Origin of the sequence: Vreelandella populi, from assembly GCF_003989825.1 — a bacterium.
GTDB lineage: Bacteria > Pseudomonadota > Gammaproteobacteria > Pseudomonadales > Halomonadaceae > Vreelandella > Vreelandella populi.
On the sequence record NZ_RZHE01000015.1, the window covers coordinates 547,973 to 564,335 of the forward strand.

The 16,363-nt window shown below is 56.2% G+C and carries 18 protein-coding genes; 4 read left to right on the top strand and 14 right to left on the bottom strand.

Annotated elements, in window-relative coordinates; all coding sequences use genetic code 11:
* The first annotated feature begins 102 nt into the window (after positions 1–102).
* Positions 103–984, top strand: coding sequence for an SDR family oxidoreductase (locus ELY25_RS17140; protein ID WP_126952471.1), 882 nt, complete (start codon positions 103–105; stop codon positions 982–984).
* A gap of 118 nt (positions 985–1,102) precedes the next feature.
* On the opposite strand, the gene ELY25_RS17145 is transcribed toward ELY25_RS17140, so the two are convergent.
* The 4 genes from ELY25_RS17145 to gmk form a co-directional block, all read right to left on the bottom strand.
* The gene (locus tag ELY25_RS17145) at positions 1,103–1,492 is read right to left on the bottom strand and encodes a RidA family protein (protein WP_126952472.1); all 390 of its coding nucleotides are present in this window, start codon (positions 1,490–1,492) and stop codon (positions 1,103–1,105) included.
* A gap of 160 nt (positions 1,493–1,652) precedes the next feature.
* Positions 1,653–3,785, bottom strand: a complete 2,133-nt coding sequence (locus tag ELY25_RS17150; RefSeq protein ID WP_126952473.1) for a RelA/SpoT family protein — start codon at positions 3,783–3,785, stop codon at positions 1,653–1,655.
* Positions 3,786–3,811: 26 nt separating this feature from the next.
* Complete coding sequence (gene rpoZ / locus ELY25_RS17155; RefSeq protein WP_087110274.1) at positions 3,812–4,072, bottom strand: DNA-directed RNA polymerase subunit omega; 261 nt, start codon at positions 4,070–4,072, stop codon at positions 3,812–3,814.
* 90 nt (positions 4,073–4,162) lie between these two features.
* On the bottom strand, positions 4,163–4,795 hold the full coding sequence (gene gmk, locus ELY25_RS17160) for a guanylate kinase (RefSeq protein WP_126952474.1): 633 nt from the start codon (positions 4,793–4,795) through the stop codon (positions 4,163–4,165).
* A 159-nt stretch (positions 4,796–4,954) separates the two neighbouring features.
* Here gmk and ELY25_RS17165 point away from each other — a divergent pair, with 159 nt between their 5' ends.
* Positions 4,955–5,650 (top strand): extensin-like domain-containing protein, encoded by a 696-nt coding sequence (locus tag ELY25_RS17165; protein ID WP_126952475.1) that lies wholly within the window; start codon positions 4,955–4,957, stop codon positions 5,648–5,650.
* A 31-nt stretch (positions 5,651–5,681) separates the two neighbouring features.
* Here ELY25_RS17165 and ELY25_RS17170 read toward each other — a convergent pair whose 3' ends face one another.
* Together ELY25_RS17170 and ELY25_RS17175 are read right to left on the bottom strand one after the other, a co-directional pair.
* On the bottom strand, positions 5,682–5,933 hold the full coding sequence (locus ELY25_RS17170; RefSeq protein ID WP_126952476.1) for a hypothetical protein: 252 nt from the start codon (positions 5,931–5,933) through the stop codon (positions 5,682–5,684).
* A gap of 68 nt (positions 5,934–6,001) precedes the next feature.
* Positions 6,002–7,204, bottom strand: coding sequence for an MFS transporter (locus ELY25_RS17175; protein ID WP_126952477.1), 1,203 nt, complete (start codon positions 7,202–7,204; stop codon positions 6,002–6,004).
* A 207-nt stretch (positions 7,205–7,411) separates the two neighbouring features.
* Between ELY25_RS17175 and ELY25_RS17180 the strand changes: the two genes are divergently transcribed.
* On the top strand, positions 7,412–8,023 hold the full coding sequence (locus ELY25_RS17180) for a DNA-3-methyladenine glycosylase family protein (protein WP_126952478.1): 612 nt from the start codon (positions 7,412–7,414) through the stop codon (positions 8,021–8,023).
* On the opposite strand, the gene ELY25_RS17185 is transcribed toward ELY25_RS17180, so the two are convergent.
* Positions 8,020–8,898: a pirin family protein gene (locus tag ELY25_RS17185; RefSeq protein WP_126952479.1), complete on the bottom strand. Its 879-nt coding sequence runs from the start codon at positions 8,896–8,898 to the stop codon at positions 8,020–8,022. The genes ELY25_RS17180 and ELY25_RS17185 overlap by 4 nt on opposite strands.
* 248 nt (positions 8,899–9,146) lie before the next feature.
* Here ELY25_RS17185 and ELY25_RS17190 point away from each other — a divergent pair, with 248 nt between their 5' ends.
* Positions 9,147–10,172, top strand: coding sequence for a PDDEXK nuclease domain-containing protein (locus ELY25_RS17190; protein ID WP_126952480.1), 1,026 nt, complete (start codon positions 9,147–9,149; stop codon positions 10,170–10,172).
* A 144-nt stretch (positions 10,173–10,316) separates the two neighbouring features.
* On the opposite strand, the gene ELY25_RS17195 is transcribed toward ELY25_RS17190, so the two are convergent.
* Genes ELY25_RS17195 through ELY25_RS17225 form a run of 7 tightly spaced genes read right to left on the bottom strand, consistent with a single transcriptional unit; the run spans position 10,317 to position 16,322 of the window.
* Positions 10,317–11,534: a methyl-accepting chemotaxis protein gene (locus ELY25_RS17195; RefSeq protein WP_126952481.1), complete on the bottom strand. Its 1,218-nt coding sequence runs from the start codon at positions 11,532–11,534 to the stop codon at positions 10,317–10,319.
* Positions 11,535–11,542: 8 nt separating this feature from the next.
* The gene (locus ELY25_RS17200; RefSeq protein ID WP_126952482.1) at positions 11,543–11,917 is read right to left on the bottom strand and encodes a response regulator; all 375 of its coding nucleotides are present in this window, start codon (positions 11,915–11,917) and stop codon (positions 11,543–11,545) included.
* A gap of 11 nt (positions 11,918–11,928) precedes the next feature.
* Positions 11,929–12,168, bottom strand: coding sequence for a hypothetical protein (locus ELY25_RS17205; RefSeq protein ID WP_126952483.1), 240 nt, complete (start codon positions 12,166–12,168; stop codon positions 11,929–11,931).
* Positions 12,165–14,558, bottom strand: a complete 2,394-nt coding sequence (locus ELY25_RS17210; RefSeq protein WP_126952484.1) for a chemotaxis protein CheA — start codon at positions 14,556–14,558, stop codon at positions 12,165–12,167. The genes ELY25_RS17205 and ELY25_RS17210 overlap by 4 nt, the downstream gene beginning before the upstream one ends.
* Entirely contained in the window at positions 14,555–14,923 is a 369-nt protein-coding gene (locus ELY25_RS17215) for a response regulator transcription factor (protein ID WP_126952485.1), read from the bottom strand. Before ELY25_RS17215 ends, ELY25_RS17210 begins: the two co-directional genes overlap by 4 nt.
* On the bottom strand, positions 14,920–15,768 hold the full coding sequence (locus ELY25_RS17220) for a CheR family methyltransferase (protein WP_126952486.1): 849 nt from the start codon (positions 15,766–15,768) through the stop codon (positions 14,920–14,922). The genes ELY25_RS17215 and ELY25_RS17220 overlap by 4 nt, the downstream gene beginning before the upstream one ends.
* Positions 15,765–16,322, bottom strand: coding sequence for a HEAT repeat domain-containing protein (locus ELY25_RS17225; protein WP_126952487.1), 558 nt, complete (start codon positions 16,320–16,322; stop codon positions 15,765–15,767). Before ELY25_RS17225 ends, ELY25_RS17220 begins: the two co-directional genes overlap by 4 nt.
* Positions 16,323–16,363 lie beyond the last annotated feature (41 nt).

Below are 16,363 nucleotides of genomic sequence, written 5' to 3' on the forward strand. Positions count from 1 at the left end.
CTCAGCGGGACGGAAAGGGACAGGCAAACCCCTGCTGACCTTGTCACATCTTGCAGGGACTTTGTATCTAATAGGGAATATTTATCAAAAGGAGTGGATAAGGTGAAGCTAACGGTACTGATTATCGGTTGTGGAGATATCGGCATTACCTTAGGGCGCGAGCTGATTGCCGAAGGGCACCGGGTCGTTGGCGTACGGCGCAACATCGCTGCCCTTAAAGACACTGGCATCAAGCCATTAAAACTGGACCTTAATGAGCTTGAAGACGCTGGGGCCTCTGCCCTCCCCCAGGCGGACTACGTGATTTATAGCGTAAGCGCCGACCGCTTTGAAGAAAGCGCCTATCAAAGCGCTTACCCGGGTGGCTTGAAACACGTATTGAGCGTGATGGAGCAGCATGACAAGCCGCCGCGCCGGGTGTTCTTCGTATCGTCCACCAGCGTATATGGCCAGCAGGAAGGCGAAGAGGTCAACGAGGAAAGCCCCATTGGCCCGACAAGCTTTTCGGGCAAGCTGATGTATGAAGCCGAGCAAACGCTGCTTAATCATCCGCTGCCGGGTACCGTGGTGCGTTTTTCAGGCATCTATGGCCCTGGCCGTGACCGCTTGATCCATCAGGTGGCTGAAGGCCGCCTGGCTGCCGTCACGCCGGTCATTTACTCCAACCGCATCCACCGGGACGACTGCACCGGTATTCTGGCGCATTTGATGCGCTGCCAGGAAAACGGTCAACCCATTGCCGACCTTTATCTGGGAAGCGACTGCGAACCGGTTACCCTGCACAATGTGATGGCCTGGATCGCCAAGCAGCTCAAGGTGGAATCCACCGACACCATGCAGTCGCCACTGCGCCGCCGAGCCAGCAAGCGCTGTAACAATAAGCGCATTGTTGAAACCGGTTATGAGTTTAGTTACCCAAGCTATCGCGAAGGCTACGCGCAAATACTCAAAGAAGGTGGCTTTCTGGAAGTTCAGAAAGCATAAAAACGCGTTTATCACCTTAGATTATCTACAAGCAAACACCGGCCTTAATGGCGCAACCCGCGCCGGGCCGGTGTTTTTTTATGGCCTATTAGCTGCCAATAGCGAAGCGATCAGCCTCTTAGTCGCCAATGACCATGACAGCTTCGGCTTCCACCTGGCTGCCTTTAGGCAGGGCTTTCACCCCTACCGCTGCGCGAGCAGGAAACGGCGAGGAGAAGAATTCTTCCATCACCTTGTTAACGATGGCGAAGTTATCCAGGTCGACGAGGTACAGGTTGAGTTTGACGATATCGCTCAGGGATCCTGCCGCTTCTTCACATACTGCTTTCAGGTTGGTAAAAACCTGACGCGCCTGAGCTTCGAAATCCTCAGACACTATCTCCATAGTCGCCGGATCAAGCGGAATCTGGCCGGAAAGATAGACTGTATTGCCCGCCTTGATAGCTTGTGAGTAAGGGCCAATAGCAGCTGGGGCCTTGTCAGTATTGATTACAGCTTTGTTACTCATGCGATCTGTCGCTCCTCTAATTGTTTAGCCGTCATCGTTGTTTAGCGTTAATGATCCCGCCCGCTTATAAGTAAATGATTCTGGCTGTTACGTTATTAACGGCTGCAATAGCACAACGTGGCCGATGCCTGAGGGTGGTCGGCCAAGGTGCTTGATGGTTTTAATTGGTCATACGTGTAATTTTGCCCACATTAGGCAAGTTACGGATGCGCTTGATGATACGTGCAAGATGCACGCGGCCTTTCACAGACAGCGTAAGATTCACCGTCGAGAGGCGCTCATCACGCTCCTCAATGCCGATACGCTCAATATTGGCATCGGCATCGGTAACCAGCCCCGCAAGCTCAGCCACGAGGCCGCGGCGGCTTTCAATTTCAATGCGTAGCGCAACCGGAAAATCTTCATCAATAGTGTCAGACCACTCCAGCGTGAAGAGCTTTTCCGGATCGTTCTTGTGCTCGACAAGGTTTCTGCAGTCGGCGCGATGCACTACCAACCCCTTACCCATGGAAAGATGGCCAAGCACCGGGTCGCCAGGTAGCGGATGGCAGCACCTTGCGAAGTTAATCACCATGCCCTCACTGCCACTGATCATCACGGCTTTGCCGCTATCAACCGTAGTATTGGTATCGTGGCGGCCGCCGTGGGCAACCTCCACCAACCGCCTGGCCACCACATGTGCCATTCGGTTACCCAAACCAAGCGACTCCAACAAAGCCTCCTGGGAGGCTGCATCCAGCTCCTTGACCGCCTGCTCTAGCACCGCCTCATCCAGCTCTTCCAAGCTGGTTTCAAAGGGCGCGAGCGCCTTGTTAAGAAGCCTTCGCCCTAGCGTGATCGCCTCGGTCTGCTGTTGGTGCTTCAAGGCATGGCGAATGGCCGAGCGTGCCTTGGCGGTGGATACAAAGCTGAGCCAGGCAAGGTTGGGGCGTGCACCGGGGGCGGTGATGATCTCAAGCGTCTGGCCGCTTTCCAAGCGCGTGGAAAGCGGTGCCAGATGGCGGTCAATCCGGCAGGCAATACAGTTATTGCCGATATCGGTATGCACGCTGTAGGCAAAGTCGATCACCGTGGCGCCCTGAGGCAGCTCCATGATGTCGCCTTTAGGCGTAAATACATAAATATCATCGGGGAACAGATCATTCTTGACGTGTTCGATAAATTCCAGCGAATTGCCCGCGTGGCGCTGCATTTCCAGAAGGCCTTTGACCCAAGCACGCGCCCGGGCATGACTGCCTTCAGCAATCGGATGGGTCGTCTGCCCTGCCTTGTAAAGCCAATGAGCCGCAATGCCGTTATTGGCCATGGCTTCCATTTCACGGGTACGGATCTGGACTTCAATCGGCATGCCGCGCGGTCCAAACAGCGTAGTGTGCAGGCTCTGATAACCGTTGGCCTTGGGGATGGCAATATAATCCTTGAAACGCCCCGGCACCGGCTTATACAGGTTGTGCACCACTCCCAGGATGCGGTAGCAGCTGGCCACGTCCTCGGTGATGATACGAAACCCGAACACGTCCATGATTTCTGCAAACGGCTTGCGCTGGTCGCGCATCTTCTTGTAGATCGACAGCAGATGCTTCTGGCGCCCGACCACCGTGCCCTGAAGCATTTCGTCATCCAGGCTCTGCTGCAGGGAGGCCTGAATTTCCCGCATCGCACTTCGCCGATGCCCACGGGCACTGGCGACAGCACGCTTGATGCGCTCAGAGCGCATAGGGTGAATCGCCTGAAACGAAAGGTCTTCAAGCTCGATGCGGATAGTATTGATACCCAGCCGCCCGGCGATACGCGCGTAGATTTCCAGGGTTTCTCGGGCAATACGGCGCTTTTTATCCGGCCTTAACGCTCCAAGTGTGCGCATGTTATGCAGGCGGTCGGCGAGCTTGACGATAATGACGCGGATATCCCGCGACATTGCCAGCACCATCTTTTGAAAGTTTTCCGCCTGGGCGACGGCTTTATCTTCAAAGGTGATCTGAGTCAGTTTGGAGACACCATCTACAAGCTCTGCCACCGGTTTGCCGAACTGGGCAGCCAGGGCTTTCTTGGAAACACCGGTATCTTCAATGACATCGTGCAGCATGGCGGCCATCAGGCTTTGATGGTCCATGTGCATATTGGCCAGAATATTGGCCACGGCCAGCGGGTGAGTGACATAAGGCTCGCCTGAACGCCGGCGCTGCCCGTCGTGGGCCTGCTCAGCGTAATAGAAGGCGCGTTTGACCTGTTGGATCTCGTCCGAGGGTAAGTAGCCGCCGAGTCGATCGGCCAGGTCATCAATGGTGAACATTTACCGCGCCCCTAGTCTAGCCAGCCTTAGTCGTCGATCTGAGCGCTGGGCGCCATAGCAGGACGCACGCGAACGGGTGCTTCCACCGGCTCATCAAGTACCGTGTGATCGACCAGGCCAGCGGCAATTTCGCGCAGCGCCATCACGGTGGGCTTGTCGTTTTCCCAGGCCAGTTGGGCATCACGCGAGCCACGCGCCAGTTGGCGGGCGCGCTGGGTGGAAATCATCACCAGCTTGAAGCGGTTTTCGACATTTTCCAGACAATCTTCAACAGTTACGCGAGCCATGGGGGCCTTCCTGTAATGACGACGCCGGGCCAGCGTTGTTGGATAACGCCGCTGACCCAGCGAAAAAGAATAGTGATAGAACCTGATAGATTACTCGACGCCGGGCGCCTGTGACAAGAGCGCTTCAAGCAGCGGGGCATGACGTTTGCTCATGGTCGCCTGGGTGAGGCGGCGGCTAATCACCAGTGACTGCAATTCCTCAAGCGCGGTGGTGAAGTCATCATTAATCACCAGATAATCATACTCGTTAAAGTGTGACATCTCGCTGACCGCATCGCGCATACGTCTTGCAATCACCGCGTGCTCATCGGTGCCGCGGCTTGCCAGCCGGCGCTCAAGCTCGGCCCGCGATGGTGGCAGGATAAAAATGGATACCGCCTCCGGCATCTGCTCACGTACCTGCTGTGCGCCCTGCCAGTCGATTTCCAGAATCACATCCTGTCCTGCTGCCAGCAGCGTTTGCGCTGCTTCCCGCGATGTACCGTAGTAATTATCGAAGACTTTGGCATACTCAAAGAAGTCGCCGCGCTCAATCATCGCCTCAAAGCCGGCCACATCAGTGAAATGATAGTTGACGCCATTCACTTCACCTTCGCGCCTCGCACGCGTGGTATGCGATACCGAAACCTGAATGCCATCAAGACTTTCAATCAGCTCGCGAACCAAGCTGGTTTTGCCAGCACCCGACGGCGCGGAAACAATAAAGAGCGTACCCTGGGACATGAAGCGCTTCCCTAGTTAGCAAAAAATAGTGAGTGAAAAAGTAGCGAAAAGATAGTTGGCAAAGCAAGCAATAAAGCAGTGACGAGCTTATAAAGGAGCGCAGTATCGCACACCCACCCCGTGGACTGTAGCGTTTGCGTCAAGGCACAGGGAGGTTGAATGCGCAGTACGCTGTTTTTTTTGTTATTGATTAGTCTGGGGGTTGCCATTCAGAAAGGCATCATCGAGATCCCGCGCCAATGGGCGCCTTGGGCACCGCTTTATATTGACGACCCCATCACGCCCGTCACACAGCTCAAGATCAAACGTCTGGAAGGCGATAGACAGGCATGCCTGGCCGCCCTGGATACCGTGCCGGCTGGCGAGCTGCGTTACACCCCGCTTGCCGACTATTCACCCACCGCTAACTGCCCGCTGACCAATATCGTACGCATACAGTCCAGCAGCGTGCAGTTTAACCAAAGTTTTGTAGCTACCTGCCCGCTAGCGCTTGCCTGGGTAATGTATGAGCGTCATGAACTTCAGCCCGCGGCAGAAGCGATAATGGGCAGCCGGGTTCGTCAGGTGGATCACGTAGGCAGCTTTGCCTGCCGTAATATCTACCACCGAGAGAACGCCAGGCGCAGCGAACACGCAACGGCTGAAGCGCTGGATGTCACTGGATTTCGGTTCGAGAACGGTCAGCGTATTACGCTGATCAATCATTGGAATGACAGGGGTGAAGCGGGAGAGTTTTTACGCGCGGCGAGGGATGGCGGCTGCCAGACTTTCGGCAATATAATTGGGCCAGATTACAACGCCGCGCACGCCGATCACTTTCATATGGGCATGCGCGGCTTTAGGGTATGCCGCTGATTACGCTACGCAGCTGAGCCTGGCGGACGATTTATTCCAGATTGATATCGTCTTCGTCGGTCAGCGCGCCCGCAGCCGCGCCAGCACCGGCACCCAGTACCGCGCCACCGCCAATGCTGCCACCAGTTGCCGCAGCAGTACCTGCGCCTACCGCCGCGCCTACACCTGCGCCGCTAGTGGCGCGCTCACCGGTGGTAGAACCACAACCTGCCAGGCCAATCGTCAGCGCCGCGACGGCACTAAGGGTCAAAATACGCGATTTTTTCGTTACTTGAGTATGCATGGGTCACCTCCTTATGGGTTGCACCCTATACACATTAGAAACGATTAGATAATTTTGCCACTTTACCGCTATCTGGCCTGAACGGATAACTGGCCTGGGCTGCGTTTTTCAAGCCATCTGCCGAAGTAGAAAATAACTAGGCCACAGAGCGCCAGGCCGGTGCCAACCGGGCCCGTGCTCGACCAATCAAAGCCTGCACTGATCACCAGCCCGGCAAGCCAGGCACCCAGGGCATTAGCGCCGTTGAATGCCGCATGGTTAAGCGAAGCCGCCATGGTCTGAGCGTTGCCCGCCACATCCATTAATCGGGTTTGCAGTGACGGGGCAAGCGCCATACAAGTACCTACCAGGCCGACAAACAAGAGCCCTGACCAGACGTAGTCGGCAGCAAAGTAGTACCCGCCCTGAATTACGGCGCACCAGATCAGGATGCGCGGAATGGCACGCATCAAATTTTTGTCGGCCATGCGCCCGCCAACCAGATTGCCGATAATCGAGCCAATGCCGAAAATCACCAGTACCAGCGGGCCTAATGCCTCACTCATGCCCGCCTGCTCGGTTAATGTCGGCATCACGTAGCTGAAAATTGAGAACATGCCGCCGCAACCCACGCAGGCAATGGCAACCGTCATCAGTACACGCTGTTTCACCAATGCCGACAGCTCGCGCATCGGGCTAGCCAGTGCATCGAAGGGTTGTACGGGCACCCACAGCCGAATCAACGCGGCTGTCAGCAAGGCAATGCCGCCCACACCGGTAAAGGCTATCTGCCAGCCAAACTGATTTCCCGCCCAGGTGCCCAACGGCGCACCAATTAAAATGGCCGTCGTCAAGCCCAGCATAACCCGCGAAACTGCCCGCGCCCGCTGGTCAACCGGCACAGCTCCCGCTGCCACCAACACGGCCACGCCAAAGTAAGCTCCATGCGGCAGGCCCGCAATAAAGCGCAGCCCTACAAACGACCAAAACCCTGGCGCCATGGCGCTGGCAATATTGCCTAAGGCAAACACCAGCATCAAAGCGATCAGCAGCGCCCGCTTGGGCACGCGCGCGGCCAGGGCAGAAATCAGCGGCGCCCCCACCACAACGCCTAGGGCGTAGCTACTGATTGCATAGCCGACTTGCGGCACACTGACCGCCAGATCGCCCGCGACGCGGTTCATCAGCCCCATGATGACGAATTCACTGGTGCCGATGCCAAACCCACCTAACGCCAAGGCGAATTCGGCCAGACGCGGATTGCGCGCCAGCCCCTGGGTCGACTCTTGCATTTTTTCTCCCAACGCACGTCTGGCGTGCTGCTCTTGCTAATGGCTAACAGACAATGATCGCAAGACTAGACGAAAGTATAAATATGTTCAGCAAAATATTAGCAGGCGAATATTTCACTTTAAAGGACTACCCATTGAAGCACGCCCAGGTTTGAGGGCTTAATAAACACCAACGCCTATCGATGTTCTGCATAAGGAAGGCCGTTTATGACACCTGAGACTATCGAACACGCCATGCAGGCGTTAGCCAAGGCAGACCCGGATATCGCCCGAGCCCTGCCGCTGGTGGGCGCGCCTTCACCACGCGTGCGTGATAAAGGCTTTGCGATGTTCTTCTCCACCATCGTCAGCCAGCAGCTTTCCACCGAAGCGGCCCGCGCGATTATGGGCCGCGTGAATACCCTGCTCCCCGAGCTGCACGCCAAGGCAGTAATTGACACCGAAGGTCAGGCGCTACGCGATGCGGGGCTCTCGTGGCGCAAAATCGAGTACGCCAAGGGGCTCGCAGAAGCGGAGCTTGCCGGCACCTTCAGCGCCGACGGGCTTGAGCACCTAAGCGATGAGGAAGTGATTACCACGATCACCGCGCTTCGCGGTTTTGGCCGCTGGAGCGCTGAAATCTACCTGATGTTCTCGCTCAAGCGCCCGGACATCTTTCCCGCGGATGACCTGGCGCTACGCGTGGCGCTGGGCCGCCTAAAAAGAATGGGCGATAAACCCACGCCCAAACAAGCGCGCCAGATGGTGGAACAGTGGGCACCCTGGCGCAGCGTGGGGTCGCTGTTTCTGTGGCACTACTACCGCGGCGAACCGCTTTAAGCGTTCAGCCCGCCGAACTTGCCCGCCTGGTAATCCTCCACGGCCTGAACGATCTCATCACGGGTATTCATCACAAAAGGCCCGTGGGAGTAGACTGGCTCATCGATCACATCGCCATGGCCAAACAGCAGCTGAGCGTCGCTTGTGGCCTCGATTACCAGGCTTTCACCATCACGATCCACTTCAATAAGGTGATGAGCTTTGGCAGGCTCGCCGCTTACGCTGACATTGCCATTCACGATATATAGAAACACCTGCCGCCCTGGGGCAACGGGCAACTGCTCGCGCGCCCCGGCAGGCAACTTGAGCGTCGACATGAATACGTTGGTCAGCGTCTCGATGGGGCCGCGCTTAGCGTCCCACTCCCCGGCGATCAGGTTCAACTCGCCACCGCCCGGCAGCGAAATGGCAGGGATCGACTCCTGCTGTAACCCTACATAACGCGGCTCGCTCATTTTCAGGCGTGCGGGCAGGTTGACCCACAGCTGCAGAATCTCCAGTGGGCCACCCTCGCGCAGAAACTCAGGGGGCGAGATTTCCGCATGCACAATGCCACTACCTGCGGTCATCCACTGCACGCCGCCTTTATGGATCACGCTCTGGTGCTTGGCGCTATCTGCATGAGCAAGCGAGCCTTCCAGAATAAACGTCACCGTTTCAAAGCCACGGTGCGGGTGCGGTCCAAACGGCAAGCCTTGGTTGTTCGCCGGATAAACCTGCGGGCCGTGGTGGTTCAGAAACAGAAACGGATCGAGCTGGTCAAGCCCCGGCCCTGGCAGCGGCCGCCGGGTCGTCAGATCGCCGATATCATCGCGGTGCGCTGGATGCTGAGCAATCACGCGGCGAACTGAGCGGGGGGATGAGTCCAATGACATAAAATATGCTCCTTAACAATTACCGTTAGCTTAAAACCTAAGCCAAAGGATGAGGAGCGAATAGTTTTCTTTGGATCGTTCTAGGAAATTGATGGGTGCTTATCTACGTATCGGTTAACCCTTAACGGCTCATGCCTTCTTCAACCTGTTAGCTTAGCACTGGCCTACGCTTATATTTTCACAGGTAAAATTTGCTATTGTTGAGGCCGACCTAGTTGCCATCTTTTATTACGCCTGAGGTTAAGCCTATGACTGAGCAGAACCCAGCGGCCTTTAGCGACCTTGTTAGCGCAATTACCCAGCAGATAGAACAAGCACGCGGACAGGTGCGCCAAGCCGTCAACACAGCCATGGTGCAAAGCTACTGGGAAATAGGCCGCTTGATTATCGAGCATGAGCAGCAAGGCAATAGCCGTGCGGAATACGGCAAGCAGCAGCTACAGCAGCTTTCGAAACAGCTAACCGAACGGCTGGGTAAGGGATTCGACGTCACAAATTTGCGTAATATGCGTCAGTTTTACCTAGGCTTTCCAATTCGCGACGCAGTGCGTCTCGAATTGAGCTGGACCCACTACCGCACCCTTGTGCGGGTGGAAAATGCTCAAGCACGCGACTGGTATTTGCAAGAAGCGATCAATCAAAGCTGGAGCGCGAGAGCTTTAGAGCGCCAGATTAGCGCCCTCTACTACGAGCGCCTGCTAGCCAGTCAGGATAAGGCGCTGTTAGAACAGGAAGCAAAAGTAAACACCCAGCCGCTGGCAGAAACCGCCAAGGACTACCTGCGCGACCCTTACATCCTGGATTTCCTCAACCTGCAGGATAAAACCTACCAGGAAAGCCAGCTAGAGCAGACGATTATCAGCAATCTGCAGCAGTTTTTACTGGAACTGGGCAAAGGCTTTGCTTTTGTCGAACGCCAGCAGCGCATCCGCTTTGATGACGAAGATTTCTACATCGATCTGGTGTTCTACAACTTCAAGCTGAAATGTTTTTTGTTGGTGGACCTGAAGCTCGGCAAGCTCAAGCATCAGGATATCGGCCAGATGGATACTTACGTACGCCTATACGATGAGCAGCGCAAAGGTGCAGACGACAACCCCACCATCGGGCTGGTACTGTGCAGTGAAAAAAGCGAAGCCGTGGTGAAGTACTCGGTACTCGCTGACCAGAAGCAGCTGTTTGCGGCGAAGTATCTGCCGTATCTGCCCTCCGAGGATGAACTAAAACGCGAGCTGGAACGTGAGCGGGCAAAGGCGGTTGAGCAGCTTCAATAGTGGACACGGCAATAAGTGGCCGACAGTCAGAAAATCGTGCTGGCCTTTCGCATCTTTTATAAAGGACATTTTATTTGCTTATCAGAAGTGCCCCGACTTGAAGCTTAGTGAGCTAACAGGCCGGGAGAGTCCGAAACAGTGCGATTAAAACAACTCTATTTTAAGACCTTCTTCTTTAACTTCCTGCCCACGCCCCGTTTCCTCCAGGTGCCCCTTGCGTTGGGAGTAGGTCACATAGCTATCCAGATGCACCTGCATACGCTGGTCCAGGTCGGGTAGCTCAGCAATATGGCCTTTACCAGCCACTATCTCTTGCTCGTAGGCTTGCATGACTTCCCCAAGCGTATCGAGCATCTCACTGCTTTGGGTCAGGCGCTGACGCAGGGGATCCTGGAACTGCATGCTGGCGAGTACATCAAGCACGTCCTGGTTGATTTCCCGGCTAATACCCTCGACATTGCCGACCATCCCCCCCAGGGAATCGGAGGCACTGACAAGATAGCTCACCATCGATGACAGCTCCGTTCTCACCTGATCCAGACCATTACGAACCTGCATGTCGTTTTGCCTGTCCTGAGCGGCCTGGCACTCTTCTTCGAACCGTGACGTCAGCGTTTCGATGGTATGTGAGAGAGAATGGGCCGCTTCGGCAGTGCGAGTAGAAAGACTACGCACTTCACCCGCTACGACAGAGAAGGCCCGCCCCGACTCCCCCGCGCGCGCTGCCTCGATTGCAGCATTGAGTGCTACCATGTTGATCTGTCTGGCAATACCACTGATCATCTCGATAAACGGTTTGGTGGCTTCAAAGTTCTTGTAAAGCCCCTTCAAGCGCTCAATATCACCGTGTAGGCTCTCCTTGCGCTCATGCTCGAATGCCTCAAGCATGCTCAGGGTCTGTTCGTTGCTTGCCTGATGGGCTCGCGCCTCAGTCGAGAGGTTCTGCACGCAATGTATGCTCTGCTCAATCTCATCACGCAGGCTTTGGCTCGTTCGATGAATATGGTTGAGATGTTCAATAGCGCCAAGAACGTTCCGCTCCGTTTCTTCACTGACTTCCCTCAGGTTGCGCTGAACAACCCGGCTCAGCCCTGGCACGGCCGAGACAAGACTGCTTACCTTTTCCATTAACCCAGACGGCTGGGGCTGTTCCGGCCCAGCCAGCCTGGCCCATATTGACCCTGGCTGGGGTAACCGTTGCCAAACCAACCAGGCAGGGCCCAACGAGAGGAGTCCTATGAGTCCCATGCAGACAAGTGCCGGCAGGCCAGCCAACCAGGCTGTCCAGATTGGTGAAGCGAGCCCCAGAAATACGATAGCCAGTGCCGGCAACATATCGCGCGAGAAGAAGGGAAGTTTCATGTTGTCTCCTAGACACCAGGCAAGACTTGCTTGATCACGCCCAATAAATCAGTAGCGTTGATCGGTTTTACCAGCCAGCCTGTTGCGCCATTACGCTTTGCCTCATCGCGTTTTGCCTGCTGACTCTCTGTAGTCAATGCCAGAATGGGCGTGAAGCGCATCCCGGGTAAGGCACGCGCCTTGCCTATCAGCTCCAGCCCGCCCATGTTCGGCATGTTGATATCGGTAATAATCAGGTCCGGCTTGTAGCCACCTTGCAGCTTATTTATGGCCTGCACACCATCGTTGGCGGCCTCGACTTTGAAGCCAGACATTTCCAGGCTGCTCCGTAGACTCATCAGCATGGTGGCGGAATCATCGACGATCATGATGTTTTTGCTCATAGCAAAGCTCCTCAGGACTGCTGTAACGCGGCATCAAGCCACGCGCGGGTATCGGGATTGGCAGGCCATGCCGTCACTTTCGGACATGTGGCCATCAGCACTTGCAGGTTGGCGGCATGCAGGTGCTCCAGTTTTTTCAGGTTGACCTTACCTACGGGTTGTTGGGTCAACCACTCAAGCAGGGTTTCGGCATCCTCGACCGTGACCTGATCGACCAGGTGTGCCACATTGCCCTTGAAAATCAGACTCATGCGAACAGCTCCGTAGGGTTGAGAATCATCAGAATCGAACCATCACCCATCACTGCCGTTCCGGAGTAGCCCGAAAGCTCGCCAAGGATGCCAACCATTGGTTTGAGGATGATGTCGATCGAACCGTAGAAATCATCGATCAGTAAACCAACCAGCTCGCTGCGACTACGCAGAACCATCAAGGCGTACTCGTCGTCTTCGTTGCGTACCTGTTCTAGCGGCACCGCCAGCAGTTGGTTGAGACCTTTCAGCGGAATAGTGCGGCCGCGCAGCTGAGCGGTCGGCTGATGCTTGATGGTATGGATCGCGTTGTCCGGCAAACGCACCGTCTCCATCACCTGATCCATCGGGATGCCGAAGCGCTGCCCGCCGGATTCGATCACCATCACCTGGGTAACGGCCATCGACAACGGTAGACTCAGACTGAGTTGCGTACCCTGCCCGACCTGGCTAGCTAGCCGCAGGTGACCGCCCACCTTCTCGATGCCCGATCTCACCACGTCCATGCCCACGCCGCGTCCAGACAGGTCTGATACCTGTTCGGCGGTAGAGAAGCCCGGCAGAAATACCAGATTCACCAGCTCCTGGTCGCTCATTGCTTCCAGGGCGGCGGGTTCAACAAGACCCTTGGCAGCTACCTTCACCTTGATCTTTTGCGGGTCGATACCACGGCCGTCATCTTCAATAGAGATCACGACGTGGTCGGCGTTCTGGCTAGCGCGAATGCGTAGGGTGCCGGTTTCCGGCTTGCCAGCAGCAAGCCGTTCAGCCGGTGCTTCGAGACCGTGATCCAGCGAGTTGCGCACGATATGCACCAAAGGATCGGCTAGCGCTTCAATCATTGCCTTGTCAGCCTCGGTGTCCTCGCCTTCCAGGATGAGGTTGACCTTTTTATCAAGCTTTCGAGTAATGTCTCGCACCAGTCGTGGGAAGCGCTGCAGAATGAAAGACACCGGCATCATCCGGACTTGCATGATGGCGTCCTGCAGATCTTCGGCGATGCGGTTGACTACTGCGTACTGCGCCTTGATTTCACGCGCCAGTTCGCGTTGGCCGTATTGCTCCTCCGCTCGCTCGGCGAGATAGGGCAAACCGTTCTTGGCCACCACAATCTCACCGATCAGGTTCATCAGACGGTCAATCTTCTCCTGTTCGACCTTAAGCACCTTTGCCGGTGCCTGGCTTGCTGTCTCGTCGGCCCTGCGTGGGGTAATGGTGTCCGCTTGGTCTGGTGCTACGCCTAGCGCTAGAGCCTGGCAAGCTATAGGCCGCCCCCCCAGCTCACCCTGCACTGGCGTTGTAACCGGGCCGGTAGAGGGTGTGTCGTCAGCGATAGCCTTTTCCATTGCTCCAGACAGCCAACTCAGCAACGGCTTAGCATCGTTCTGGCGGTTGGACTGCTCACGACAGTCCTGAAAAGCCGCCATTGCAGTAACGTCATCTTGGCTGGCAAGCACACGCTCAAGCGTTGTTACGATTGCAACGTGCTGGCCACTTGGCCAAGGCTCCTGGCTGCAGGCTGAAAGTGCCTGGTATTGCGTGCTCAAAATATCCAGTGCCAGAGGCTCGAACCCGGCGAGATCCGAGCCAGATGCGGTATCAACCGACTCGTCTACCGATTGCAGGCTAGCCAAGGTGATTGGCCACCAGGTGGCCTGATCGGCGACGTAGCGAAAGTGCTCGGCCAGACTCTCTTCACTGGCAAGAAGCAGTATTTCAAAGCGCAAGTTGCAGGCGTATGCATCGATTTCAGCCGCAGGCAGCCAAGCCTCTAGGGGACGAATCCGTCGCCAGAGCACGTCTGGCAACTGGCGTACCTGATGTAGCGGATCGGTGCCCTGGAAAAAACAGTCTGCGGCAGGCTGGTAATCCAGCAGGAACGCCGTCCGCTCGGCGTTAATCGCATCGATCAATAGATCGCGGACAGCTGATGGCAGGTCGACAGGCAGCCTGGAATTTTGGGTGCTTACCAGTGCAACCCCGCTATTGGCCCCCTCAAGGGCTGGCGTGGCGAGCCAGCTGCGCAGCCCTTCAACGAGTTTCCGTGGCGGTACCTGAAAGTCTGCTCCTGGCGTGCCCTGGCTTTCGACCGCATCGAGAAAGGCGCTGACATAATCAGCGGCATCGAGTAGCTGATCTGCCAGCGGCTGGCTGAAGCCAAGGGCATCGTTGCGCACCGCGTCCATTACGTCTTCGGCAGCATGCAGCACAGCGGTCAGCGCCGGGAAGTCGAACAGCCCCGAGTTCCCTTTGAGGGTATGCACCAGGCGGAACAACTCGCCCAGCCGCGAATGGTCACCCGGCTCACGCTCCATCGCTAGCAGCGTGCTGCCGATACTTTCCAGCGCCTCACGGCTCTCCTGGAGAAATTGTTGCAATAGAGCGTTCACGCGGCACCTCCGGTCAGCAGACGCACCAGATGCAGCAGCACATCAGGCTTGATGGGTTTCGTCAGGTAATAATTAGCGCCAGCTGCCCAGGCCTGGCGGCGATCCTGCTCCCCCGCCTCGGTGGTAATCATTACTGCTGGTGCCTGAGCAATGGCCTGTGCCCGCAGCTGGCGCAGAAAGCTGAAGCCGTCTTGCATCGGCATGTTCACGTCCACCAAGTACAGGTCATACGGTGCCTGCAGGGCCTTCTCCAGCGCCTCGATGCCGTTGACGGCCTCGTCGACACGATAGCCAGCAGCTTCCAGAATTTGCCGATTGAATAGCCGCACAGTGGCCGCATCATCGACGATCAAAATGCGTTTCATCGGGCCTCCAACGGCTTCTGGTAAACGATGGCGTCAGGAAATTTACGAACGTTGAACAAAGACGAAATACGGCTCATCGATTCTGAATGGCCCAGGCAGATCATTCCGCCGGGTTTCAAGGCATCGAAAAAGGTATCAGCTGCTTGGCGGCGCGAGAGATCATCAAAATAGATCAACAGGTTACGACAAAAGATCACATCAAAATCGCGGTAACCACGCAGGTCGGCCGGGTTCATCAGGTTTACCCGTGTGAACTCCACGCTCTGGCGCAAGTCGTCACATAGCTGGTAATCACCGTTACTGCACCGTGCAAAATACTTTTCCAGCAATTTAGGCGGTAGGTTGTGCACCGAGCGCGGACTGTAAACCCCTTGCCTAGCACGCCTGAGGATCGACGTATCGATGTCCGAGGCAATCAGCTCTACGTCCCAGTCAGCAATGCCCTTCCAATACTCAAGCAGGTAAAGGGCAATCGAATAGGGCTCCTCGCCCGACGACGATGGCATTGACCAAATGCGAATTGGTGAGTGGTCGGTCTTGCGTCGCACTAGGTCGTCTAGCATGTGGGTTACTAGGCACTTGAGCTGGTACTCCTCGCGAAAGAAGTAAGTCTCGTTGACCGTCATCGCATTGACTAACTGCTGCAACTCGTCTCCTGACGCCTGAAATCGCAGGTTGACAAAGTAGTTGCGGAAAGTTTCTGAGCCGGTAGCCTCAATGCGCTCAAGCAGGCGCTTATCGACGAAGTAACGCTTGTTGTCATCGAACTGTATGCCGGTCTTGCGATAAAAGAACTCGCGAAACTTGGCGAAGTCTTCCTTGCTGATGACGGTTTGGGTGTTCACAGGCCGTCCGCTCCCTGCAGGCGGGTAAGTGCCAGGCTGATGGCAAAGCCCAGGTAGGCCTCATCGGGAAAACGGACACGGCACAATTCGAGCGCATGAAAAGCGCGTTCGGTGCCGACTTCGCAAAGCAGGTCCACTGCGCACGCGCAGACATTCAGGTGCGGATCATGCTCGATCAGATCAATCAGCCATAGCTCGACATCTGGATGCTTGAGCGATTCCAGGATGCCGATAGCAAGAATGCGCATGTCGCTGTCACTGTCAGCCAGGGCTTCCTGGATCAGCACCGGATGGTGGCGACCCGCAACCTTCAGAGCTTCGATGGCATCATTACGCAGTGCCGCATCCTCGCTGCGCAGGCAATCAAGCAGGGCCAGGACGGCGGTCTCATCGGCCCGTTCGGCCAGACCAGTGACTAGTGCCTCAAGCACCGACCGTTCAGCTTCTTCTTCCAGTTGGCAGGCCAAAAGCGCGCTGGTCTGAGGCAGGATCGCCAGCGCACGCGCGGCCTCCCGGCGCTCGCCGGGTGTGCCTTGTTGTAATCGTGTGGCCAAGGCCTGCAGGTCGTCTGATTGCGAGACGGCCAGTGAGGCAA